This is a genomic window from Clostridium transplantifaecale (assembly GCF_900626075.1).
GTDB lineage: Bacteria > Bacillota > Clostridia > Lachnospirales > Lachnospiraceae > Otoolea > Otoolea transplantifaecalis.
In genome coordinates this window covers 243,870-267,605 of sequence record NZ_UYZY01000008.1, presented here as the reverse complement: position 1 = coordinate 267,605, position 23,736 = coordinate 243,870, and the positions used below count along the sequence as shown (strand labels likewise).

Annotated in this window: 22 protein-coding genes; all 22 read left to right on the top strand. The window is 48.1% G+C overall.

Going from position 1 to position 23,736, the window contains the following annotated elements:
• Positions 1-40 precede the first annotated feature (40 nt).
• Positions 41-1,750, top strand: a complete 1,710-nt coding sequence (gene recJ, locus EJL91_RS23490; protein WP_125144400.1) for a single-stranded-DNA-specific exonuclease RecJ — start codon at positions 41-43, stop codon at positions 1,748-1,750.
• 81 nt (positions 1,751-1,831) lie between these two features.
• Complete coding sequence (locus tag EJL91_RS23485; protein ID WP_125144399.1) at positions 1,832-2,092, top strand: hypothetical protein; 261 nt, start codon at positions 1,832-1,834, stop codon at positions 2,090-2,092.
• A 208-nt stretch (positions 2,093-2,300) separates the two neighbouring features.
• Positions 2,301-3,026, top strand: a complete 726-nt coding sequence (locus EJL91_RS23480; RefSeq protein ID WP_125144398.1) for an AzlC family ABC transporter permease — start codon at positions 2,301-2,303, stop codon at positions 3,024-3,026.
• Entirely contained in the window at positions 3,026-3,349 is a 324-nt protein-coding gene (locus tag EJL91_RS23475; RefSeq protein WP_125144397.1) for an AzlD domain-containing protein, read from the top strand. Before EJL91_RS23480 ends, EJL91_RS23475 begins: the two co-directional genes overlap by 1 nt.
• 54 nt (positions 3,350-3,403) lie before the next feature.
• A complete protein-coding gene (locus EJL91_RS23470) occupies positions 3,404-4,267 on the top strand; it encodes a bifunctional 5,10-methylenetetrahydrofolate dehydrogenase/5,10-methenyltetrahydrofolate cyclohydrolase (RefSeq protein WP_125144396.1) in 864 nt (287 codons plus the stop codon).
• A gap of 194 nt (positions 4,268-4,461) precedes the next feature.
• Entirely contained in the window at positions 4,462-5,205 is a 744-nt protein-coding gene (locus tag EJL91_RS23465) for an SIMPL domain-containing protein (protein WP_125144395.1), read from the top strand.
• A 63-nt stretch (positions 5,206-5,268) separates the two neighbouring features.
• Entirely contained in the window at positions 5,269-5,697 is a 429-nt protein-coding gene (locus tag EJL91_RS23460) for a DMT family transporter (protein ID WP_125144394.1), read from the top strand.
• A 106-nt stretch (positions 5,698-5,803) separates the two neighbouring features.
• Positions 5,804-6,643 carry a helix-hairpin-helix domain-containing protein gene (locus EJL91_RS23455; protein ID WP_125144393.1) on the top strand — a complete coding sequence of 280 codons (840 nt, stop codon included), beginning with the start codon at positions 5,804-5,806 and terminating at the stop codon, positions 6,641-6,643.
• A gap of 22 nt (positions 6,644-6,665) precedes the next feature.
• Positions 6,666-7,364 (top strand): response regulator transcription factor, encoded by a 699-nt coding sequence (locus EJL91_RS23450; protein ID WP_125144392.1) that lies wholly within the window; start codon positions 6,666-6,668, stop codon positions 7,362-7,364.
• A 134-nt stretch (positions 7,365-7,498) separates the two neighbouring features.
• Positions 7,499-7,996 carry a GNAT family N-acetyltransferase gene (locus EJL91_RS23445; protein ID WP_125144391.1) on the top strand — a complete coding sequence of 166 codons (498 nt, stop codon included), beginning with the start codon at positions 7,499-7,501 and terminating at the stop codon, positions 7,994-7,996.
• Positions 7,997-8,018: 22 nt separating this feature from the next.
• Positions 8,019-10,049: a DUF6320 domain-containing protein gene (locus EJL91_RS23440; protein WP_206429540.1), complete on the top strand. Its 2,031-nt coding sequence runs from the start codon at positions 8,019-8,021 to the stop codon at positions 10,047-10,049.
• 87 nt (positions 10,050-10,136) lie between these two features.
• The gene (locus EJL91_RS23435; RefSeq protein ID WP_243125545.1) at positions 10,137-11,228 is read left to right on the top strand and encodes an alpha/beta hydrolase; all 1,092 of its coding nucleotides are present in this window, start codon (positions 10,137-10,139) and stop codon (positions 11,226-11,228) included.
• A gap of 145 nt (positions 11,229-11,373) precedes the next feature.
• Complete coding sequence (gene rlmH, locus EJL91_RS23430) at positions 11,374-11,853, top strand: 23S rRNA (pseudouridine(1915)-N(3))-methyltransferase RlmH (protein WP_125144389.1); 480 nt, start codon at positions 11,374-11,376, stop codon at positions 11,851-11,853.
• Positions 11,854-11,864: 11 nt separating this feature from the next.
• Positions 11,865-12,056, top strand: coding sequence for a type II toxin-antitoxin system Phd/YefM family antitoxin (locus EJL91_RS23425; protein ID WP_206429539.1), 192 nt, complete (start codon positions 11,865-11,867; stop codon positions 12,054-12,056).
• Positions 12,057-12,205: 149 nt separating this feature from the next.
• Positions 12,206-13,825: a putative polysaccharide biosynthesis protein gene (locus EJL91_RS23420; protein WP_125144388.1), complete on the top strand. Its 1,620-nt coding sequence runs from the start codon at positions 12,206-12,208 to the stop codon at positions 13,823-13,825.
• 171 nt (positions 13,826-13,996) lie between these two features.
• The gene (locus EJL91_RS23415) at positions 13,997-16,228 is read left to right on the top strand and encodes an ABC transporter substrate-binding protein (RefSeq protein ID WP_164516933.1); all 2,232 of its coding nucleotides are present in this window, start codon (positions 13,997-13,999) and stop codon (positions 16,226-16,228) included.
• Positions 16,229-16,251: 23 nt separating this feature from the next.
• Positions 16,252-16,923, top strand: coding sequence for a response regulator transcription factor (locus EJL91_RS23410; protein ID WP_125144386.1), 672 nt, complete (start codon positions 16,252-16,254; stop codon positions 16,921-16,923).
• Between the two features lie 30 nt (positions 16,924-16,953).
• Positions 16,954-18,252 (top strand): sensor histidine kinase, encoded by a 1,299-nt coding sequence (locus EJL91_RS23405; protein WP_125144385.1) that lies wholly within the window; start codon positions 16,954-16,956, stop codon positions 18,250-18,252.
• Between the two features lie 239 nt (positions 18,253-18,491).
• The gene (locus tag EJL91_RS23400) at positions 18,492-21,188 is read left to right on the top strand and encodes a hypothetical protein (RefSeq protein ID WP_125144384.1); all 2,697 of its coding nucleotides are present in this window, start codon (positions 18,492-18,494) and stop codon (positions 21,186-21,188) included.
• Between the two features lie 187 nt (positions 21,189-21,375).
• A complete protein-coding gene (locus EJL91_RS23395) occupies positions 21,376-21,861 on the top strand; it encodes a sigma-70 family RNA polymerase sigma factor (protein WP_125144383.1) in 486 nt (161 codons plus the stop codon).
• Positions 21,848-22,786 (top strand): hypothetical protein, encoded by a 939-nt coding sequence (locus EJL91_RS23390; protein ID WP_125144382.1) that lies wholly within the window; start codon positions 21,848-21,850, stop codon positions 22,784-22,786. Before EJL91_RS23395 ends, EJL91_RS23390 begins: the two co-directional genes overlap by 14 nt.
• Before the next feature lie 134 nt (positions 22,787-22,920).
• Positions 22,921-23,538 carry a sce7726 family protein gene (locus EJL91_RS23385; RefSeq protein WP_341467052.1) on the top strand — a complete coding sequence of 206 codons (618 nt, stop codon included), beginning with the start codon at positions 22,921-22,923 and terminating at the stop codon, positions 23,536-23,538.
• Positions 23,539-23,736: the final 198 nt, after the last annotated feature.

Here is a 23,736-nt window from a genome sequence, read left to right as displayed (position 1 = left end):
AGCACTGCGGCAGTATACAGACGAAAGGCAGAGAAGACAGATGGCAGAAGAAATCTGGATGGTACAGACGAAAAAAGCCGATTTTACTGGGATTGCAAAGCAGTTCGGCATCGATCCGGTAACGGCCAGGATCATCAGAAACCGGGGAATTGAAGGGGAAAATAATATTAACCGGTATCTGAACGGAACGATGGATGCACTATATGATCCGCGGCTTATGAAGGATATGGATAAGGCCGTCGCTATTCTCAAAGAGAAGATAAACAGTAAAAAGAAGATACGTATTGTAGGTGATTACGATATAGACGGAGTCTGCTCCACCTACATATTATATAATGCATTTCTGCGCCTCGGCGCTCCGGTGGATTATGATATCCCGGACCGTATCAGGGACGGGTATGGAATTAATGAGTCGATTATAGAAAAAGCGGCGGAACAGGGAATCGATACGATTCTCACCTGTGACAATGGAATCTCTGCTTTTTCCCAGATTGAACTGGCAAAACAGAAAGGGATGACCGTGATTGTCACGGATCATCATGAAGTGCCCCTGGGGCACGGCGGAGAGATTCTGCCTCCGGCCGATGCGGTGATCGATCCGAAACGGTCGGAATGCAATTATCCGTTTCCTGAGATTTGCGGAGCGGTAGTTGCCTGGAAACTGGTTCAGGTGCTTTACGGAGAGTGCGGCGTACCTCAGAAGGAATGGGAAGAGCTGCTTGAATTTGCCGCCATTGCTACGGTTGGTGATGTCATGCGCCTGCAGGATGAAAACAGGATCATTGTAAAATACGGCCTGCGAAGAATGGAGCAGACAAAGAGCATCGGACTTCGGAAACTGGCCGGGAAAAACAACCTAGATTTATCCCAGATCACCGCATATCATATTGGATTTGTAATCGGTCCCTGCCTGAATGCAGGTGGCAGGCTGCAGACGGCCAAACTGGCATTGTCTCTGCTGCTTTCCCAGGATGAGGATGAAGCGGACCGTCTGGCGACCGAGTTGAAAGAACTCAATGATATGCGTAAAGATATGACGGAGCAGGGGACGGAAGCGGCAAAAGCCATGGTGGATTCCTGTTATATGCAGGATAAGGTTCTGGTGGTATATCTTCCGGAATGCCACGAATCGCTGGCGGGAATTATAGCGGGACGCCTGAGAGAATATTATCAGAAACCATCCATTGTCCTGACACAAGGTGAGGAGGCGGTTAAAGGCTCCGGCCGTTCCATAGAAAGCTACCATATGTTCCAGAAACTGTCAGAGGTGAAAGAACTGATGCTGAAATTCGGAGGCCATCCGATGGCAGCAGGACTTTCCCTGGAAGAGCAGAACTTAGACGAGTTCAGAAAACGGCTGAATGAAAATTCCGGGCTTTGCGAGGAAGATTTTAAAGCAAAGGTCTGGATCGACGTTCCGATGCCCGTGGATTATATGACAGAGCGCCTGATAAGGGAATTCCGGTGTCTGGAGCCTTTCGGACAGGGTAACGAAAAGCCGATGTTTGCCCAGAAAAACCTGAGAGTCAGAAACGCCAGGGTAATCGGCAGAAACAGAAATGTGGTAAAACTGACCCTGGAGGAACAGAATGGTTTTGCAATGGAGGCCATTTATTTTGGGGATGGCGTATCTTTTGAGGAAGAGAGAAACGGACGCAGGGGCATGGACATCGTTTACTACCCGGAAATAAACGAATATAACGGAAATAAGACACTGCAGGCAGTGGTGAGAAGATATAAATTCCACTGACCGCGTTTTAGGGACAGAGCAGGCCTTAGGGCAGATCAGGCCTTAAGGCAAGGCAGGTATTAAAGACAGGGAGATAAGGCTATGATTGAGCGTAAAAATGTTATGCCGGTCAATTTCCTGAAAAAAGAAAATTTTACCGGCAGTGATACCGGAATGCGGTACCGCATGGAAAAATCGTCGAAAGAGGAAGAAACGGTCCTGAAAGTTACATCTTGGCCGGAGCCATACGGCTACGACGCCACTCCGGAGGAGCAGAAGACGAGCGAGTATTTTCCCTTTACCGAGGAGGGAATTGTGAGCGGAGTCGAATGGCTGAACACCCAGCACGAAAAATACCAATAGACTCCCGCAGCGGGGGGATGGTATAATCATCAAATGGACATTATACCATATTCACTTCGTGAATACGGTGTCTCCGACGGAACTTAGCGCCCGTATTTCTGCGGTGGACGCTGAAAACGGCATGCGCAGTATAATGTCCGCTACGCGCACATTATACCATGCGCATACCGGTCAAAAATGTTTTAACAGAGTAAGGAAAAGTGGAAAAATGAGTTGGAAAAGAGCATACAGGGAAGGGCTGAAAAGTGGCATTCCCATTGGAATGGGATATCTTCCCGTATCATTTACATTTGGTTTTCTGGCGGTTTCAGGGGGGCTGCCTGTATGGGTGGCCGTGATGATTTCCCTGACAAACTTAACGAGTGCGGGACAATTCGCGGGGACTAATCTGATCCTGGCCGGAGCCGGATATTTTGAAGTTGCGCTGACCACATTTGTTATTAACATCAGGTATATGCTGATGTCTCTTTCCCTGTCCCAGAAACTGGAGAGGACGACAGGGACCCTTGACAGACTGATTCTGGCATTCGGAATTACGGATGAGACGTTTGTCGTCAGCTCCCTTAAGGAAGGGAACTTAAAAGCGCCTTTTATGTTTGGGTTGATGACAATGCCTATACTGGGCTGGAATCTGGGGACACTTTTGGGCGGCTCGATATCCACCTTGCTTCCCCAGGCTCTGCAGAATGCCATGGGGATTGCGCTCTATGCCATGTTTATCGCGCTGATTATTCCGGCGGCCAGAAAGTCTATACCCGTATTGTGCGTGATTGTGGCCGCGGTCGCAGTGACATGCATTCTGAAATACATTCCCGTGTTTGGATTTATCTCATCGGGATTCCGGGTAATATTAGCTACGGTGGCGGCTTCTGCCCTGGGAGCCTGGCTGTTCCCGGGGGAGCCGGAAGACTGTGAAGAGAGGGGGAATAACTGATGGAACTCACAAGAGTAGTAATATGTGTTATCCTGATGGCGCTTGTCACTTATATTCCCAGAGTCCTTCCGGTGACGATTTTCAGAAAACAGATTCAATCCAGATTTATACGTTCCTTTTTGGATTATACACCGTATGCGGTTCTGGGAGCTTTGACCTTTCCCGATGTGTTTTTTTCAACCGGCCATTTTTATTCAGCGGCGGGAGGGACACTTGTGGCAGTAGTTCTCGGCTACAGGGGAAAGAGCCTGGTGGTAGTGGCCGTGGCCGCTATTATCGCAGTTTATCTGCTGGAACTGGTTGCAGCAGGAATGATGTTATGACCGCAGGAGCAGCACTGGGATACCTTAATGCATTGCAGTTGAAATGAGGACAGAATGATTACGTTAAGAGGGGCTGAAGTTTCAGCAAAATTGAAAGTACAGGTGGAAGAGCTTCTGGAAAAACTGGGAAGAGTTCCGCAACTGGCCATTGTCAGGGTTGGCGACAGCCCGGATGATATTTCCTATGAGACGGGAGCGGTAAAGAAGATGCACGCCTTTGGCCTCAAGGTGGAAAAATTTGTTTTTCCCGGGGAAATCAGTGACAGGGAGTTTAAAAACGAGTTCAAAAAGATTAATGAAGACGAAAGCATCGATGGGATTCTTGTAATGCGTCCTCTTCCCCCTCAGATTATCCAGGAGGATATCGAGAGGATGATCGATCCGATGAAGGATTTGGACGGCATTTCTCCTGTCAATATTGCGAAGGTGTTCAGCGGGGACAGCACCGGTTTTGCGCCATGCACGGCGGAAGCGGTGATGAATGTGCTGAAGCTCTACGGAATTCCCGTGGTGGGAAAAAGAACGGTAGTGGTGGGCAGGAGCATGGTGGTAGGACGCCCACTTGCCATGCTCCTGCTTCAGGAAAATGCAACGGTAACGGTCTGTCATACAAAAACGGTGGAACTGCAGGATATCTGCCGGAGTGCGGAAATCCTTGTCACCTGTGCCGGCAGTGCGAGGATGATCGATGAAAGCTACGTGCAGGAGGGGGCGGTAGTCATTGACGTTGGAATTAACGTGGATGAGGGCGGACACCTGTGCGGGGATGTGGATTTTGATGCAATCAGCTCCGTAGCCGCCTGCGCAACCCCCGTACCCGGAGGCATCGGCAACGTGACGACAGCCGTACTGGCGCGGCGTCTCGTGAGCGCGGCCCTGGCTCAGGAAGCGGCCGGAAGAGCGGGAAATAAATGGTAAGAATATTTTCAGAAATAAGATATGGAAAGTTAAGGTAAAAGAAACACATCCCTTTGCCCTTTCAGTTATAATGGATATAGCTGGAAGGGCAAAGGGATGTGTTTTTATTATATTGCAGGCGTGGAGCCGTTGTACCGGTTTCGTATTCACCGGCAGTCCCGGGTAGCTTTCAGCAAGAAGAGGAGGAAACTATTATGAAGAATTTAAAAGCAGGGCTGGCGGCCGTTCTTATTTCCGCAGGGGCCCTTTCTCTTACGGCTTGTGGAAGCACGACGATGCCGGAGTCAATCAAGGTCCAGAATATTGACAGTAACGTGATAAGCGTTAGCAGCAGAGAGCAGGTGAAAGTGGAGCCTGACATGGCAGAGATTATTTACAGCGTATATTCCCAGGCGTCGGACGCCCAGACGTGCCAGACACAGAACAATACGGATTTGCAGAAGGTGCTTGATCTGTTAAAAGAGTTGGGAGTAGAAGACAAGTCAATTCAGACCTCTAATTACGGAATGAGCCCTATTTATAACTGGGAAGACGGAAAGACTGTCAGCGGATATGAGATGACCACCCAGGTAACGGTTTCCGAAATCGCGATTGACCGGGTAGGGCAGCTTCTCTCCGATTCCGTGGATGCGGGCGTAAACTCAATTGATGCGGTAAATTATATGTCCAGTAAATATGATGAGGCGTACCAGGAAGCTCTTGCAAAAGCAGTTAATGCCGCAAAGGTAAAGGCGCAGGCGATGGCGGATGCGGGAGGATGCATGCTGGGCAAGATTGTCAATATCCAGGAATACGGCAACAACCAGGTGGCGCGCTATAACGGATATTCCGCCGGAGCAGGTGCGGCGGCCAAAGAGTCAGGCGCGATGGATATGGGTGTTATGCCTGGCGAAGTTGAAATCGAAGCAAATATTGCGGTAGAATTTTCGATTGAATAAGTATAAAACCTTCGCGTCTATGAGATACTAAGCGATATCGAATAGAATGCGGAGGTTTTATTTATGTGGGGAATAATCATTGCCCTGGTTTCCGGCGCTTTGATGAGTGTGCAGGGAGTTTTTAACACGGAGGTGACAAAACAGACAAGTATATGGGTATCCTCGGGCTGGGTTCAGTTCAGTGCCTTTATCGCCTGTGTCATTATGTGGTTCTTCACAGGCCGTGGCGAGGTGGGCGGGCTGATTCAGGTTGAACCGAAATACATGCTTGTCGGAGGTATCATGGGAGCCCTGATTACCTATACGGTTATCAAGAGCGTGGGAACCCTTGGACCGGCAAAATCAGCTCTTCTGATCGTAGTGGCACAGATCATTGTGGCTTACGGCATTGAAGTAATGGGACTTTTTGGCGTGGAGAAGGTTGGATTTGAGTGGAGAAAGGCTATCGGCGCCCTGATTGCCATTGCAGGTATTGTAGTATTCCGATGGTAGCGGAACAAATTCTTTCATATTTCGCTTGTGTTCGGTAAATTATTTAGTTAGAATAGAAATACGGGCAAAGCAGTATCTTCCGGTATGAACGGGAGGTACGTTACATATGAAAAAAGAAGCAGCACGAACGATAAAAACAACGGTTGCCGGCATAGCTATGCTGGCGGCAGTCATATGCTACAATGTGGGATGGAATAACAGCGCCGGAACAACGGAGCTTGCGTGCGGCGGTTATCAGGATAGCGGCGCCGCGGCGGAGAGCACGGATGATATGTTGAAAAACTCCGGAGATGCCGTAGAAAGCGCTGATAATACGGCGGGAATAGACCAGGATGCGGCACCGGGGGCAGGGCCTGAGCCAGATGACGGCGGTCAGAAACCGGCGGCACAGGAAACGTCTTCCCCAACGGGAACAGTATCAGAGGATGACGGGACGGCAGGTGCAAAAACCGGCCGGATTTTTATACATGTGTGCGGCGAAGTGACTGCTCCGGGGGTTTATGGCCTGGAAGAGGGAAGCCGTATCTACCAGGCTGTTGAAATGGCCGGGGGATTTACCGAAGATGCGGCGCCGGATTTTCTCAATATGGCGGAGTCCCTGGAAGACGGCATGAAGATCCAGGTTCCGAACCGGAAAGAAGCCGGGGAGTGGGACAGCCGGAAGGCCGTCACATATCCGGAGTCAGCCGGGCGGATGCAGGAGAAAGAGGCAGCCGATGCAGGAGGTTCGCAGGAACGGAGTAATACCGGGACAGCGAAGGTGAACCTGAATACGGCGGCGAAGGAACAGCTGATGACCCTGAAAGGGATCGGTGAGGCAAGGGCGGAGGCGATTATCGCTTACCGTCAGGAGTCCGGCCCATTTACAAGAATCGAAGATATCATGGAGGTTTCCGGGATTAAGGAAGCCGCTTTTCAGAAGATAAAAGAAGACATCACGGTGTGAAGTATAAGTATGAGGTGGAAGTATGGCAAAAGTGTTAGTTGTGGATGACGAAAAACTGATTGTTAAAGGAATCAGATTCAGTTTAGAGCAGGATGGAATGGAAGTGGACTGTGCATATGACGGAGAGGAAGCAATCCGGATGGCAAAGGAGACGGAGTACGATATTGTACTTCTGGATGTGATGCTGCCGAAGTTTGACGGATTTGAAGTCTGCCAGGCAATCCGGGAATTTTCCGAGATGCCGATTATCATGGTTACGGCCAAAGGCGGAGATATGGATAAGATTCTCGGCCTGGAGTATGGAGCGGACGACTATATAACAAAACCATTTAACATTCTGGAAGTGAAGGCCAGGATCAAGGCGATTATGAGGCGTAATGCCAAGAAGTCAAAGAAGGAAGCGCAGAGCAGCGGCAAGGTGATCCAGGCGGCGGATTTAAAACTGGATACGGACAGCAGACGCGTTTTCATCGGAGAGAAGGAAATCAACCTGACAGCCAAAGAATTCGACCTTTTAGAGCTTTTTGTCTGCAATCCCAATAAAGTTTACAGCAGGGAAGAGCTGCTGCGCTTTGTCTGGGGAAATAAGGCTGCCGCCGGAGGCGACGTGCGTACGGTGGATGTACATGTAAGGCGTCTGAGAGAAAAGATTGAACCAAGTCCAAGTGAACCGAAGTATGTTCACACAAAATGGGGAGTGGGATATTATTTCAGAGCTTAGCGGTCCAGAACATAGAGAGCAGGGCAGGCGCGGAAGACGGTCTGTTCTGGTAAAGAGTCTGCCGGGGTGCAGGCTCTTTGACGATCTTATGATAGGAACTTACAGCATTTCATACCAAATGGAGGAAAAGCAGAATGGAAGCTTTTAATATCACAATCAGACAGGCAGAGGCAAATGATTTAGACGGGGTGACAAGGGTGGAGGCAAGATGTTTTCCATCTGCCGAGGCAGCAGGCCGGGAGGCATTTAAAGAGAGACTGGAGGCATTTCCCGACAGCTTTTTTATCGCCGAGTCTCAGGGAGATCTGATTGGATTTATCAACGGATGTGTCACGGATGAAAGAACAATATGTGACGAGATGTTTGAGGATGTTGGTCTGCATAAGGCGGACGGAGCGTATCAGAGTGTCTTTGGCCTGGATGTTATTCCGGAATACAGGAACCGGGGCGTGGCGGCTCTGCTGATGGAACATCTGATAGAGGATGCCAGGAAAAAAGGAAGAAAAGGCCTGATTCTCACCTGTAAAGACAGACTGATTCATTATTACGAAAAATTTGGTTATGTAAACCTTGGGGTATCACAGTCGGTTCATGGCGGCGCCGTATGGTACGACATGCTTCTGGAATTTTAGAACATTTGGAAAGGCTTAAATTGTGGATGAGAAGGACAGAGTAAGACCGCGTATACAGGGGGCGCGCTGGAGAAAACTGGACAATACGGCAAAACTGTTTGCTGCTGTAGCCGGGGAGGATTTAAGCAATGTATTCCGGCTCTCAGTATCACTGAAAAATGAGATAAAACCGGAACTTCTGGAGCAGGCCCTGAAGCTGACGCTCCCGGAATTTGAGAATTTCCGTGTGAAACTGCGCAAGGGATTTTTCTGGAATTACTTTGAGACAAATAACAGGGAACCTCTGGTGGAGAAGGAGGAGACCTATCCATGTAAATACATCGATCCCCATGCCAGCCACAGGTTTCCGTTCCGGGTAAGCTACTATGGCAGACGCATTAATTTTGAGGTGTTCCACGGATTGACGGATGGCCTCGGCGCTTTGAATTTCCTGAAGAAAATGACGGAGCATTACCTCCAACTGTACATTGAAGTGCAGAAAAAAGAGAATTCCCAGGGAACGGAAAATACCGGATCGGCAGAAGCAGCCGGAGCGGCAGAACCGATGCAGGAGGCAGCCGAAACATCAGACACAGCCATGAAATCTGAAATATCGGAACAGACAGCAGGGATATGCCCCGCAGGCCAGGGAATACAATCGGAAGAGATAAGTCCGGTCAAAGAGATACGCCAGTTGGAGGAGGACGGTTATCTAAGGCATTACAGCAAGCGCCCCCATCAACGTTATGAGACGGAACAGGCTCTTTCCATCATCGGGGAATATCTGCCGTTAGACTGCCAGTCGGTTCTGCACGGGAGTATCCCACTCGACGCGCTGAAGGCCGCATGCAGAAAAGAGGGGGTCAGCATCACGAAATACCTGACGGCTGCGTTAATCTGGTCCCTGATTCAGGTATATACGGATGGGAAAACTTTAAAGCGTCCGGCCGCGTTAAACCTGCCGATCAACCTCCGGAGCTTTTTTGATTCCGAGACAATGGCCAATTTCTTTTCCGTCACCAATATAGCGTGGCCTGCCGGCAAAGCGCCTGAGCGGTTTGAGGATGTGCTGGCCGAAGTCGGAAGGCAGATGGATGAGAAAATTGTGAAAGAACGGCTGGAGGAAACGATCTCCTACAATGTGTCCAATGAGAAAAAATGGTATGTGAGAATTGTCCCCCTCTTTGTCAAAAACATCGCCATGAACGCGGTATTTCTGAAAAGCAGCAAGGCATACACGATGACACTTTCCAATCTGGGCCCGGTAGCGCTGAAGCCGGAGTATGAAAACATGGTGGAGAATTTCCATGTACTGATCGGCGTGTCCAGGCAGCAGAAGATGAAGTGCGGAGTAATCGCGTTCCGGGACAAAATCTATCTGTCGTTTAACAGTGCGGTCGGCGACCTCAAAATGCAGGAATATTTTTTCCGCTTCCTGGAGGAGAGAGGCGCGGCGGCGGAGCTTGAAAGCAACGGGGCGGTTGAGCAGAAGTATGACAAAGGCAATTATCCATCCATCAGTTACGACCGGGGAAAGCTGAAAAAACTGACCAATATCCTTTACCTGGTGCTGTTTACCGCAGCGGCCATAACGGGACTGGTCAACGTTCTGACCTACGGCATCACGGAAACATGGTGGTCACTGATTGCGATAGGGAGTATCGCCTATGTGGCAATGACGCTCCGGTATTCTATCATGAGAAGGGCCAGCCTGGCGGGAATTCTCATCCGGCAGTCCCTTGGAGTGCAGGTTCTGCTGGTGATTATCGATTATATGACGGGATTCAGCCGGTGGTCATTCAATTATGCGATCCCCAGCCTAATTTTATTCGATGTAATAGCCGTGGTCTTTCTGATTCTGATTAACAGGCTGAACTGGCAAAGCTATTTTATGTACCAGATTGCAATAACAATTTTCAGCTTTATTCCGCTGATTCTGTGGGCGGCAGGATTGATTACAAGTCCGCTGATGTCCGTCATTACCGTGATTTTGTCGGTTTCGGTGTTGTTTATCACGATAATCCTGGGGGACAGAAGTGTGAAAAAGGAACTGAAAAGAAGGTTTTATTTCTAATTACCCGGTTAATTTGGACGATGAATCGGACTTTTTGGCTCGGGGAGAAGGCAAATACCAGGATGATATTTAAAGGAGAGAAAACAGATGCGCAAGAAAAATGTCAGCATGATAGGAAACCTGACCCGGGATATGATGAATGATGTAATGGAGACGGCGCTTAAAAAGCCGATTCAGACGGGTGAGTTCAGAAAAAATCCGGTAGAACCGGCATGGAGATGCCCGGCGGAGTATTTATATGAATTAATTGATGCGGATCATTTTGTAATGGAATTTTTAAGGCCTCAGAGCGTTGTGACCGGAAGGGTGATTCTGCAGCTCCACGGAGGCGGGTATATCGGACCGATGAAGAATATTTACAGAAGATTTGCCGTGAAGTATTCAAAACTCAGTTACGGCGCCGATGTTCTGACGATTGATTACAGAGTGGCTCCGGAGAACCCGTTTCCCGCTGCTGTGGAGGACGCGGTGTACGCTTATCGGTGGCTTCTGGAGGAAAAGAATTATAAGCCGGATCAGATCGTGGTGGCAGGTGATTCGGCAGGAGGCGGACTGGCTCTGGCTCTCTGCATGTATGCAAAGGATCACGGACTGCCGCTCCCCGGAGGAATTATCACCATGTCTCCCTGGACCGACGTGACCCTGAGCGGGGAAACGTATGAGAGTAATTATGAGATTGATCCGCTTTTTGGCAATTCCAAGGAAAATATGCTTTACCAGTGCAGTTATATAGGAGACGCCGATCCGAAGAATCCGTATTTGTCCCCGCTGTTTGGCGACTATACGGGATTCCCTCCGATGCTGATGCAGGTTGGAAGTTACGAGGTTCTCCTGAGTGACACACAGTCGGTCTCGGAAAAGGCAAAGAAGGCCGGTGTCAAGGTCCGGACCTCTGTCTATGACGGAATGTTCCATGTATTCCAGATGGGGCTCGATTTAATACCGGAGAGCCGCGAGGCCTGGGAAGAGGTAGGGGAATTTATGAAAATCGTCTACCAGATCCGCATTGCACCCCAGGGCAAGGTAGTGAAGAAGGTAAAAAGAAGAAGAAAAGATACGGAAGACAGGGCAAGGCTGAATCTGCTGGCCTTTCTGAAACGGGAGATTACTGTTCAAAGCCCTGCAAAAAACCGCAGTTCTATGAACAGTAACACGCTTCGCGATGCACAGAAACGGTAAAAATACCGCTGATTGTAATGAAAAGTCCGCATCGCGCACTTTTCGTTGCTTCGCGCCGTATAACTCGGAATTTTCACGCAAAATGCGCGTGAAAACACCTCGCGGAATAATGGATGTGAATAATAACAATGGGAGATTTCATAGCATGAAAATCACACTGATTACGGTAGGAAAAATCAAAGAAAAATACCTGGAGGATGCCATTGCGGAATACAGTAAAAGGCTGAGCCGCTACTGTAAACTGGAGATCATCCAGGTAGCCGATGAAAAGACGCCGGACCGGGCCAGCGAGGTGATGGAGGAACAGATAAAGGACAAGGAAGGGGAAAAGATCCTCTCCCATGTGAAAGACGGAGCCTATCTCATAGCCCTTGCCATCGACGGCCGCATGGTTTCCTCGGAGGAACTGGCGGAGTTGATAGACGGTCTGGGTGTCAAGGGGGAGAGTCATCTCCAGTTTGTAATCGGAGGCTCATTGGGACTGTCTAAGAAGGTTCTGAGCCGTGCGGATTATAAACTGAGTTTTTCAAAAATGACGTTTCCACATCAACTGATGCGGGTGATTCTGTTGGAACAAATATACAGAAGCTACAGAATTATTAATGGAGAGCCGTATCATAAGTGACGGGGAGAAGCATGATGCATATTGTTGATGAAAATGGTCTTGCTGTAATTCTCAAAAATAATAAACCCAGATACATTGTGGTAGATTTTGAGGAATACGAAGCGATAAAAGGAATCAGAGAGGCAAGAGAAAAAAAGTTAGAAAAGACAGCAGACACTTTGATTGAAGAAAATATGGAAGCATTTCTGGAGTTGGCTAAATGATAATTTTAACAATAATAAGGAATCCCAGGTTGACGGTTATAGCCGGCCTGGGATTTTTTTGTGGAAAGGATGGAACTTCCAAAATTTGACAAATATCTTTCAATGAAGTAATATGGTTCAAACATAAACATAAAGTAAAAGGGAACAGGATGAAAGAAGAAAACGTAATTAATTCCAATATCATAAAACAGGGGAGCATACTGGCTATGGCATCGGTGGTGGTCAGAATCATAGGGCTGCTTTACCGGATACCCATGGCAAATATCATTGGTGAGAATGCTATGGGTATTTATTCCGCCGCATTTGAGGTTTACAATATTTTACTGATATTGTCCTCCTACAGTATGCCGACAGCCGTTTCTAAACTGATTTCCATAAAGTTCAGCCGTTCCGAATACAGGAACGGCTGTAAGTGTCTGCTGAATGCGATGATATTTTCGGCGATTTCAGGCGGGATTGCGGCTTTGTTTCTGTTTTTCAATGCACAGTGGGTAGAAAAAGCTTTTTTCAGCAATTATACCGGGATTGCGGTATCGTTAAAAATACTGGCGCCGACGATCTTTTTTGTCTCATTGATGGGAGTGATGAGGGGATTTTTCCAGGGCACGGGCAACATGGTTCAGACTGCCGTTTCCCAGATCATCGAGCAAATTATTAATGCCATTGTCAGCATCGGCGCGGCCGTTTATTTTGTAGGTTTATATTCGGATCTCGGCAGACAGGCTGCATGGGGAGCGGCGGGAGGAACCTTAGGCACCTGTATCGGAGCACTCGGCGGACTTCTGTTTCTGATGCTGGCTATGGGAATTAACCTTCCGCGGCTTTTTAAGCAAATCCGGTGTGACTACAAGCCGGTGAACAAAACATTAAATATCTATCGCGTTATCATTGCCACGATGATTCCGATCATTTTAAGCCAGACCATCTACCAAATCAGCGGAATTATTGATATCACGCTGTTTAACAGCCTGATGGGGAAAAAGGAGATAGCGGCCGCGGAAATCAGCGCCCTCCAGGGAGGTTACAGCACGTTATATAAATTGCTGATCAGTGTGCCGATTGCCATTTCTACTGCGTTTTCCGCCTCGTTAATACCGGGTATTGCGGCCTCCCACGCAACGAAAGACAGTAAGAGGGTTACCGCCAATATTGATAAGGCGCTTCTGTTTAACATGAATATATCCATTCCCAGCGCAATCGGCCTGATGGCGTTTGGAAGTCCCATATTACAGCTTTTATTCCCGTCCTATGACATTGGCCTGGGCAGCCGGATGCTGTTCTGGGGAGCGTGTGCGGTGATTTTTTATGCATATTCCACAACCACAAGCACCGTTTTACAGGGTGTCAATCAAATGAAAATTCCTGTAATCAATTCTGCGGCGGCTCTGGCGCTCCATGTTTTTGCCGTGTGCATCTGCCTGCGGTATACACCGATGGGAGTATTTGCCTTAGTTTTAGGAAATGTCCTGTTTCCGCTTATCGTTATGATCTTGAATGCGATATATCTGAAAAAACATTTAAAATACCGTAATAAGTACAGGAAAGTGTTTTTTATTCCGCTGCTGAGTGCGGTCATCATGGGGGCGCTGGGACGGGGATTCTATGCCCTGGTTTTCCATTATGTTAAAAGTAATATGACAGCCATTTTAATATCCGTCCTGTTCAGCATTCTGCTTTACTTTTTTGAAGTGATTAATTTTAGGGGAATTACACGTGAGGAGGCGCTGGAGTTTCCGGCCGGAAAGTTATTAATTAAAATGATTTTATAAAATACCGTATCAGCGGCCTCACCGTCCGCTGGTACGGTATTTTGCCGGCATATGGATTTTTTTGCCAATGAAAAGAGTCTCTGGCATTTGAGATGATTTAGAGACAGCGGTGATAGAATGCCCATCATAAGAAGTTGTTTGGCGATGTTCAGCCGGAAAGGAGTATTTTTTATGATAAAATTTGGAGGCAGAAGGCTCCTTCTGCAAGCGGTATCTCTTTTACTTATATCAGCCGGCCTGTATGGGTGCGGAAGGGACGGAAAAGTAGTGTCCGGTTCTGGGGAGGATACGGGCAGAGAGCAGAAGAAACAGGCTATGGGAAGATATGTGGAGAGTGAAATTCCGCTGCCCGAGGGGATTACATTTGATTCCGTGGTCAGCTTCCAGGACGGGCCGGACGGGAAACCGCTGCTATTTACCAAGAGGGATATAAACGGGGTGACGATGTTTGCCGGTTATCTGCTCTCGGAGGATATGACATGGGAGGAGAAGGAATGCGGATGGCTGAACCGGCTCGGGCTGTCTTATGAATACGGCAGAGTTGATATTTCGTACGGGGAGGATAAAAGGCTGTATGCGGTCTATTCGGATGAGGATGATGAGGAAGTGACGGTCAGGCATCGGGTCATTGTAACGGAGGATTGGGAAAACGGCCGGGAAATACAGATGCCCCTGTTGGAGGAGAAAAATGAAATAGGCTATGCCTATTATCCGGACAAGATCACGGCACTGGAAAATGGAAATCTTCTGCTGGACTCCGGGCAGGGCAGACTCTTCCTTTATGATGCTTCGGGGCAGCACAAAATTGCAGAAACAATAGGCGACGGCAGCCATTTTACGGTCGGCCGTAACCAGTTTTATGTCATTGACGAGGCATCCCGGAGCCTGATATTATATGATGGAGATAAGGGGACGGAAAAGGCAAAGTATCCTCTTGAACTTAACAGCTTTTATGAGGCAAAGGTGATTGTCGGTGAAAACGGCGATGTAAGCATGGTTTCAAACGAAGGAATCCAGATTTTGAAAAACGGTTCGGACATTTGGGAGCAGATTGTGGAGGGAGACAGAAATACCATGGGTTCACCTCAGTTTTATCCGACCGGATTTGCCCGTGGACAAGAGGAAGACTATTATGTTTATTATGACTCCATGGATGAAACCAGCAAGCTTGTCCGCTATGTTTATCAGCCGGATATACCTTCGGAACCGGAGACGGTTCTTACCATTTTTGGCCTATATGACAATCAGACGATCAGGCAGGCGGTCAATGTCTATCAGATTGAGAATCCCAATGTGAGGGTGGAATTTGAGCCCATGATGGAAGAGGGGGACGGGGCGGTTCCCGATGACTATATCAAGACTTTAAATACGGAACTTCTGGCGGGCAAAGGCCCGGATATTCTTATTTTGGACGGATTATCGGAAACCTCCTATATAGAAAAGGGGGTTCTGGAAGATATAACGGACGTAGTTGAATCTCTTGTTTCTTCCGGTGATTTTCTGGCAAATATAGCAGACGGCAGCCGCATGGACGGGCGCATTTACACGGTGCCGGTGAAAATCGGGCTTCCTATGACATTCGGCAGGAAAGAGGCGATTCGGGAAGCAGGACAATTAGATACGCTGGCAAATCTGGTTCAGACACATGAAAACGGACAAATATTCGGGACTGTTGACAGGAACGCATTTCTTTCCCTCTATGCGGACGCGTTTCTGAGTGATGCAGTCGGTGAAGACGGCGTGATACAGGAACAGGAGCTAAAGCGTTTCCTCTTTTGTATGAAGGAAATCTTAGATGGAAGCCATATTTCCGACGGCACAAGAGACAACAGGCCCACGAGCATATGGGGGCTGCTGGAGAAAGGGACGTTCCTGCATTCCGAAGAGACAGCGGGCTTTTTTGAATCCAGCCAGGGTACGTCCATCATGGAGCAGGCGATGGGTGAGCTGGAGGCGGATATGACGGTGCTTAACAAAACCTATCTGCCGCACGGCACAATCGGAATCAATAATTCCGGTGAAAATAAAGAGAAAGCAATTGAATTTTTGTGTACCGCACTGTCAGAGAAGGTGCAGCGCTCCGATTTTTACGACGGATTTTCGGTCAATGGAAATGCGCTGGAATTTTTATGCGGAATCGAACGGAATTCGGCTGACTCATACGGCGGCCCGATCGACGGCATCGACGGCAGAACGTATGAGTTCAAAACCTCCTGGCCCGGTGAGCCTCTGCGCCGGAGGCTGGCGGAATTCTTAAGGAGTGTGGAACATTCAGCGGGAAGAAACGGTAAATTAAAAGAGATTCTGCTTACCTATTCGGGAAGTTATTTTGACGGAGCAGCAACACTAGATCAGGCGGTGAAGGAACTGATGGGCAAGATGACGCTGTACCTTCAGGAATAAGGCAGGGGAAGGAGAAAAATACTGTGAGGATTTTACTGGTTGAAGATGATTTAGAACTGTGCAGATTCATGGGATTCTGGTTTGAAGAAAAAGGATACCTGGCCGATATCTGCCAAAACAGCCAGGATGCATTTTATTATCTGAACAGGCAGGTATATAATGTGGTGATTCTGGACCGGATGCTGCCGGGGATGGATGGGATACAGATACTTCAGCTCATGAGAAAACAGGGGATTACCACTCCCGTTATTATGGTGACGGCTCTCGGAACACTGGAAGACAGGGTGGACGGACTGGACGCAGGCGCGGATGATTATCTTGTTAAACCCTTTGCGCCCGAGGAGCTGTTTGCCAGAATCCGTGCCCTGGAACGGCGCCCGGTCAAAATGGAGCTTAACAGGCAGCTTGAGTTCGGAGATCTTGTGTTAGACCTGTCCAACCGGGTTTTATCAAAGAACGGGAAAATGGTGGAGCTTTCCAAAAAGGAAATGGATCTGCTGGAATTTTTAATCAGAAATAAGGGACAGATACTGACAAGGGAGATTTTGCTAAACCGCGTATGGGGATTGGACAGCGCGGTGGAAGAAGGAAATCTCGATAATTATATTTATTTTCTCCGGAGAAGGTTTAAGCAGGTGGGGAGCAGTGTAAACATCAGGACGGTGAGGTCGGTCGGATATTCCCTTAAGGAGTAGGGGAGAAACGGAAAAGAAAGGGATGCGGTCATGGTAAAGCAGTTAAGAAAAAAACTTATTGTCGCCTATGTACTGGCAACCGGACTTTTGCTGAGCGTTATCGTGGCGGGGCTGCTTTTTTTATCGCTGAAGCAGTATGAAAACAATAATATAAGCGGATATCGGTCCGCATTTGGAAATGTGGTGGACGCGGTGAAAGACAGCAGTAAAATTACCCATGCCTGGCTGGCCGAAAGTGAAATAAATGAGAATCTCATCATTTCTATTTACAGCAACTCTGTTCCCCTGTCGTTTAAAGGCGCCTGGACGCCGCCCACCGGGAGGGAGGAACTGTTTAGAAAACTTGAACTTTTTGCAGAACAGGACGGATTTCCTGAAAATTTACTTGAAATTGGCCAGGGAGAGGTGAGAAGTCCGGTTTATTCCATCTATGGAGAAGAGGGGGAACATTATTACGGGAGCATTTACCTGAAAAAGCAATCCGGAAAAGAGCAGAAGATTCTTGGCCTGCAGGCATTGACTGATGAAAGACAGTTTTACCGGCGTTCTATTTTGCTGTATTCATCCGTCAATCTCATGGGACTTGTTATCCTGTTTTTCATTTGCCGGACATTTGTGGACCGAAGTTTAAAACCCCTGGAAACAGGACTCAAAAGGCAGAGTGAGTTTATCGCCGCGGCGTCCCATGAACTGCGTGCGCCGCTGACCGTTATACGGGCGGGAATTCATGCCGTTTCCATAGATGAGAGCAAAGCGAAGCAGTTTCTGCCCGGGATTGAGAAAGAAGGGGAACGTATGACCGTGCTTATCGACGACATGCTCCAATTGGCTTTAGCGGATGCCTGTACCTGGACGATGAAGATGGAGCCTCTGAGCGTGGATACATTTCTGATCTCGCTCTATGATTCCCTGTCGGAGCTGTGCCGGAAAAAGAGACAGCCGTTTGAACTGAGGCTGCCGGAGGAAGAGCTGCCCGTATTTTCAGGGGATCGGCAGCGCATGGAACAGATTCTGATGATTCTGACGGATAATGCGTCCAGCTATTCACAGGAGGGCAGCGCGGTATCCGTCACCGCCCGGTCGGACCAGAAGCATATCTATATTGAGGTGGAAGACCATGGATGCGGTATTTCGGAAGAAGATAAAAAAAGGATATTTGACCGTTTCTACCGCGCTGATAAGTCCAGGAATGATAAGGCGCATTATGGGCTGGGGCTGAGTATTGCCACGGAGCTTGTCAGCCTTCACCAGGGGAAGATGACCGTAAAGGATACGGCCGGAGGCGGAAGTACCTTTGTGCTGGAACTTCCGGTCTTGAATCAGGCATAAGATTGAATTAATTATAGTATCAGAATACAGCAAAATGAATAAAAGGGTTCCGGAGTGCCGATAAAAGGTATTCCGGATTTTTTTTTCCAGCCGGAGAAACCCGCTCCTGGGATTGTTTCTTCTCTGATCAGTTTTCGTATTTCAAAAGCAGAGAAAATAGCATATAATTGAAGCAGTGTTTATAGCGGACAGGTTTTGAAGAAAAATCGTACTTACGGATAGGGGGAGGCGGCAAACCGATGTTTTACAGTGAAGAAGTCAAAATTGGCAGACGGACCTGGGTATATATTTATGCGTATATCGCAGCATTTGTGGTACTTGCTACGGCAGGGTTTCACAGGCTGGATGAATACAATTTCCACAAATACGACAGATATCTGGAAACACCGGAATCGGCCGCCCAAAAGTGCATTGAGGAACTGAACAGCGGTGACGGAAAATATCCGAAAAAGGTGAGCCTGTACCATTTTATCGAAAAGACAGGCAAGGGAACCTCGCAGGAACAGGAGGAGATCCGCCGGATTTATCGGTATAATCAGCTTATGGATGCACTGGGAGCCAGTACCGGGTATGAGAAAACGGTTGAATCGGCCTGGGATAGTCTACATAATTTTGAATTTGCAGAACCGGTAAAGGTGATTTGGCAGGACAGCGGTGAGATGCTTTTTAAGTCCAGAGGCCACCGGAAAGTAATCCGCAGGGATTATAGCTATCATGAAGGTTCCAAAGAGACTGAGGATGACATGTACCGGGATATCTGGCTGGGGTTTATTCAGGTTTCCAACGGAAACTGGTATCTGACAAGGTTTACGGATGAGGCGCCGTATGACTGGGAGGGCAACGAACCCATGACCGTAAAAAACAGGGAGTACGGGCAGGCATTTATAGAGGAGGCGGACAACGGGGAAATATTCCGGCTTTTTAAAATGGCGTCCGCGGCCTGTTTAAATTCGGACACGGCCAGAAGCGGCTTTCTGTCGCCCGGGGAACTGGGGGCAGAGGATTTTCTGTATTTTTATCTTGGCACCCTGAAGGAACAGGAGTGGGAGACAGCGCATGTCAAAGAGAAAAAACGGTACCGTTTTACCGACAGGCAGGTGGGAAGCAGGATATGGGAGTATCTGGGCAGAGATGAAAATTACAGGAATACGGTCCATGAATACAGTTATCCCTACGGAAAAGATGATACCTCGGCGTATGAGCAGGAGGACTGGTCAAGTGATTCCATTGTATTTACCGAAGCGGAAATCTCCGGAATGAAGCTCTACAGTCCGGACGGCATGAAGCTGGTGAACAGGGAGCTCCTGGACAACGGCATGGTTCTGCTGGAAATAGAGTACAGGGAGGATATTTCTCACGTGACTAATTACCAGAGACTGAAGCTGCGGGTAATGGAGGAAGGATGCCGGATTCTGTCCTACCAGATTATCGCTCCGGGGCGGGAATCAGAGGGGAACCGGATCCTTGAGGAAGTTGCGTGGATGCCCTGGGATGATGCCGTGGCGGTCCGATGTGAGTATGAGGACGGAAAAGACGAACCAGAAATTACACAAAGATGGATGAATTCGGAGGAGGCCGAGCCTGTCCGCCAGTGTATCACGAATATGGCGCTTGGGAAAACAGTTCCGATGGATTTGGGAGATGCGGTCTCCATTCAGGCGGTCCCGGCATCCATGATGATCAAAGAGTTTCTATATATCAGAGTAAAATCAGGCGGCCATGAGAGAAGATATGAACTGTATCATTGCCTGGAAGAGGGAAAAAGCCGTCTCGTACTGTTGGTTCTCGACAACCGGCCTGCGGTCGGCAGCAGCGGCGCCGACGGTGTATCCGCCGATATTAACGGGCTGCCTATCACTATGGAAGTGACGGGGCAGCGGGGGTATCTATGTGATTTTGACGACAGCAAAGCATTTGAAGAGATGATCCAAAAGGCGGTAGAAACAGGTAAAACGGTGCAGGAGCCGGAAACTTACATAACCGGGGCAGAGCTTGAAAACACCGGTGATAAGGATTCCTGGATCGACGCGTTCGAAGACGGGAGCAGGGATATTGTGTCGAAAGACGAGATAGATAAGCGGAAAGAGGAACTGTTTTCAGGGTACGAGAGACTGGACGGCCTGTCACTTTTCAGCTTCCGAAGGGAATTTGCAGAGGAAGAGAGACAGATGGCAGAGCAATCGTTGTTTTATACATTCGCTCGTCTGTATGATACAATCAGCAGGGAGAATTCCCTTATAGGCGGCGGAAACGGTTTGAGGCTGCCTGTCTATTCGGTGGTGAACCAGAATCTTTACAATGATTATCAGATTTCAGAACCTTCTGTTTCCCTTGTCAGACTGGAGGGCAGAAGACAGGATGAGAGCAACGGGGCGGATATACAGGTAGGCTATGTCCAGCTGACCCGTCTGCCATCGGAGGAAATACGGGCGGAGCTGAATGATAAATTGGAGGAATTCGCTTTTTCAGATTGGGACGTGGAGAGGGAAACGGAGATAGAGCTTAATATTCTGGAAATACCGTCTGTTTACAAAAAGTATCTCAGTGTACAGAAGGTGGTGAACTGCTATCCGCAGGGCGCCGCCCATCCGTGGCAGGATTTTTCTGCACTCACATATGATTTGACGACCGGAAAAGAGGCGGCGCTGACCGATATTGTGAACGTGGATAACAGGCTGAGGGATAAAATTTATGCCGGTGATTTTAAAGCGGACAGGGCAACGCATGAACAGTGTGTGGAGGCCGGACTTTACGGGGAATTGTGGAATTCCATATTGGAGAGCGCTGAGAATTCACCCTCATACCAAAATTTTTATCTGACGGAGCGAACGCTTGGTTTTGTTTTAGGGGTTCCCCACTCCATTGGAGATTACATTACATTTGAAATCCCGTTCAGTGAACTGACCGGTCTGGATGGTGAGCTTTTCGGTGAATAGAGAGTCATTTAAGCTGTTGGCGGGCTGTGGTATTACCCGCCAACCGTTTTTATGTAACAACATGCTTTGCGATGTGATATTTTGCCTTCCTGAAAGGTATTATAAGTGAAGGGTGTTTGCTACCGGGCACGGAGTGAACAGCAGCGGGTGTTTAAACACGATAAAAACAAAGGAGAACGTCACGGATATGTTGGAAAAAGACATGATTGACGCGGCAAACCGGTATCGGGATCGCATTTTTGCTATCGCATATAATTATTTGAAAAACAGCTACGATGCCGATGATATCACACAGAATGTGCTGATGAAGTATTACTGCAGCGAAAAGATTTTTGAATCGGAGGAACACAGGAGGAACTGGTTAATCCGGGTTACGGTAAATGAGTGTAAGAAACTTTTATTTTCCCCGTGGCGGAGCAGGTGCCAGAACCTGGAAGAGTTTGCGGACACGCTGCAATTTGAGGATAAGGACCAAAGCGCACTTTTTACGGCCGTAATGTCTCTGGCCAAAAACTACCGTATTGTTGTGCATCTCTATTATTATGAGGATTACTCAATCAGGGAAATTGCCCAGATTCTTAAAATCAGGGAAACAGCGGTGAGCACCAGGCTTTTGAGGGCAAGGAAGATGCTGAAAGAACAATTACAGGAGGTGTGGGATGAAGAACAGTGACTTATATAAGAAAACTTTTTCAAAGCTGCATGCTTTAAATGCGGGGCAGATGCAGCCGGAAGGGCGGAGGCAGCACAGGCAACTTCGCAAACCAATCCTGGCGTGTATTGCGGCGACGGCGATTATGATGTTTGCGGCAACGGCGGCCTATGCCATGACGGGTGAGGGTCCGATCCGTTTTTTCCGCTCTTTCTTTGACAACGGCGATGAGCCGGTAACGGAAGAAATCAACAATACATATGTACTGGTATCCGATCAGAAAATCACCTATAAAAACATGGAAATTGTACTTGAGGGATACAGCTATACTGAGAGGATCCTGCTGGCAAAATTCGGGGTGTCGTCCCTGGATGGAAGTGCAATTGACAGCGACGGCCTGCTCAGACAGATTATATTTGGTGTATTATCGGCCGAATCGTCAGAGACAAAGCTGAAAGACAGGGAAGACGGTTCTGTGGAGGTTTCCGTCAGAATGAATCTGGGAGAGTCAGGGGAACAGAGTTCATCAGCCAAGCTTCTCGTCTGGGACAGGGAAAAGGGGGGTTACAGTTCCGAAACGATAGGGGAATTTATGATTGGAGAGCCGTCGGCTATCAGTGAAATTGTATTGGATGATATAAAAATACCGGAATGCTTAGAAGCAAAAATTTCCGGCATGGGTTTTACTCTGTATATGGACAATTCCATTTCCGAACGGGAGGACTGCCCGGCGGAGGAAATCCTGCTGAAGATGAAAGACGGCCGTGTACTGCGGCTCTATGATAAAGTGAACGGCACGGATGAGAATGATATCGTTTCAGGAATTTCATTTTCATGGTCGGACGGTGAGGGCAGCAGGATGACAATTGAATTTTCATCGGCGCTGGATTCCAGTGGGATGGAGGCGGTTGTTATAAATGGGGAAGAATATAAGCTGCATGATTGACGACTTAAAACAGGTTTGCTATACTCGAGATCGGCGGCGGGACCAACGGAGCGTTCCCGCCGGATATTGAATCAGACAGGCTGCCCCTTTGGCAACGGGGCAAAGTACGCCGATCATTGAAGGAAATAATCAGTATGGAAACAGAGATAATAAATGCAGTGCTCTATGACAGAGATATCCGCGAACCGCTTTTTGATTATCTGGAGGAGCGTTTTGGAAAGACCAGGATGTTTGAAGAAAAGATAATGGGGAGATCCAGGGCCGATATTATTATGCTGACGGAGAGCCGTCTGGTTGGCCTCGAGATTAAGAGTGATGCTGATACATACGAGCGTCTGAAGAGACAGATCCGGGATTACGATAAATTTTGTGACGAAAACTATGTGGTCATCGGTAAATCCCATGAAAAACATGTGGAAGAACATATTCCGGCCTGGTGGGGGATTCTCGTTGTGGAGGCAAAGGGGCATGAAATTGTCATCAGCGAGAAAAAACCAGCATCACCCAATCCGAAAATGAAGAAGGAGCATCAGATTACACTGCTCTGGCGCCCGGAACTCCAGAGTCTGCTCGCATCCAACCATCTGCCCGCATATAAACGCAAGAGTAAGAAATTCGTCCGGCAGAAGCTGCTTGAAAAGATGCAGTGGGAAGATTTAAAACCGCAGATATGCGAGGAATTATTTGAGCGGGACTATACATTGTGGGATGAGGAATTAGAGGCGTACCGGGAATCAGAATTGGGAAAGTAACAGGATTGACAAGGAACAGGGACTCTGATATACTGGATACAGTTTTGACAGAGGGAGGTATATAATGATTTATTCTATCCGTTTAAGATGAGAAAATAACTGAATCCTGATTTTTCGGAGGTTTTTTTCTTGTACCTGTTTTGCGGATGAATAAAAAGTTATAGACCATTTCGGAGGGGTATTCCGGATACCCTGGAT

Bases quoted from the DNA above. Each gene is read 5' to 3' on its own strand.
- EJL91_RS23415 (WP_164516933.1), top strand. From the start codon at position 13,997: ATGATAAAATTTGGAGGCAGAAGGCTCCTTCTGCAAGCGGTATCTCTT.
- EJL91_RS23405 (WP_125144385.1), top strand. From the start codon at position 16,954: ATGGTAAAGCAGTTAAGAAAAAAACTTATTGTCGCCTATGTACTGGCA.
- EJL91_RS23385 (WP_341467052.1), top strand. From the start codon at position 22,921: ATGGAAACAGAGATAATAAATGCAGTGCTCTATGACAGAGATATCCGC.
- EJL91_RS23455 (WP_125144393.1), top strand. From the start codon at position 5,804: ATGAAAAAAGAAGCAGCACGAACGATAAAAACAACGGTTGCCGGCATA.
- EJL91_RS23450 (WP_125144392.1), top strand. From the start codon at position 6,666: ATGGCAAAAGTGTTAGTTGTGGATGACGAAAAACTGATTGTTAAAGGA.
- EJL91_RS23390 (WP_125144382.1), top strand. From the start codon at position 21,848: ATGAAGAACAGTGACTTATATAAGAAAACTTTTTCAAAGCTGCATGCT.
- EJL91_RS23480 (WP_125144398.1), top strand. From the start codon at position 2,301: ATGAGTTGGAAAAGAGCATACAGGGAAGGGCTGAAAAGTGGCATTCCC.
- EJL91_RS23460 (WP_125144394.1), top strand. From the start codon at position 5,269: ATGTGGGGAATAATCATTGCCCTGGTTTCCGGCGCTTTGATGAGTGTG.
- EJL91_RS23400 (WP_125144384.1), top strand. From the start codon at position 18,492: ATGTTTTACAGTGAAGAAGTCAAAATTGGCAGACGGACCTGGGTATAT.
- EJL91_RS23445 (WP_125144391.1), top strand. From the start codon at position 7,499: ATGGAAGCTTTTAATATCACAATCAGACAGGCAGAGGCAAATGATTTA.
- EJL91_RS23420 (WP_125144388.1), top strand. From the start codon at position 12,206: ATGAAAGAAGAAAACGTAATTAATTCCAATATCATAAAACAGGGGAGC.
- EJL91_RS23425 (WP_206429539.1), top strand. From the start codon at position 11,865: ATGATGCATATTGTTGATGAAAATGGTCTTGCTGTAATTCTCAAAAAT.
- EJL91_RS23470 (WP_125144396.1), top strand. From the start codon at position 3,404: ATGATTACGTTAAGAGGGGCTGAAGTTTCAGCAAAATTGAAAGTACAG.
- EJL91_RS23485 (WP_125144399.1), top strand. From the start codon at position 1,832: ATGATTGAGCGTAAAAATGTTATGCCGGTCAATTTCCTGAAAAAAGAA.
- EJL91_RS23465 (WP_125144395.1), top strand. From the start codon at position 4,462: ATGAAGAATTTAAAAGCAGGGCTGGCGGCCGTTCTTATTTCCGCAGGG.
- recJ (WP_125144400.1), top strand. From the start codon at position 41: ATGGCAGAAGAAATCTGGATGGTACAGACGAAAAAAGCCGATTTTACT.
- rlmH (WP_125144389.1), top strand. From the start codon at position 11,374: ATGAAAATCACACTGATTACGGTAGGAAAAATCAAAGAAAAATACCTG.
- EJL91_RS23475 (WP_125144397.1), top strand. From the start codon at position 3,026: ATGGAACTCACAAGAGTAGTAATATGTGTTATCCTGATGGCGCTTGTC.
- EJL91_RS23395 (WP_125144383.1), top strand. From the start codon at position 21,376: ATGTTGGAAAAAGACATGATTGACGCGGCAAACCGGTATCGGGATCGC.
- EJL91_RS23435 (WP_243125545.1), top strand. From the start codon at position 10,137: ATGCGCAAGAAAAATGTCAGCATGATAGGAAACCTGACCCGGGATATG.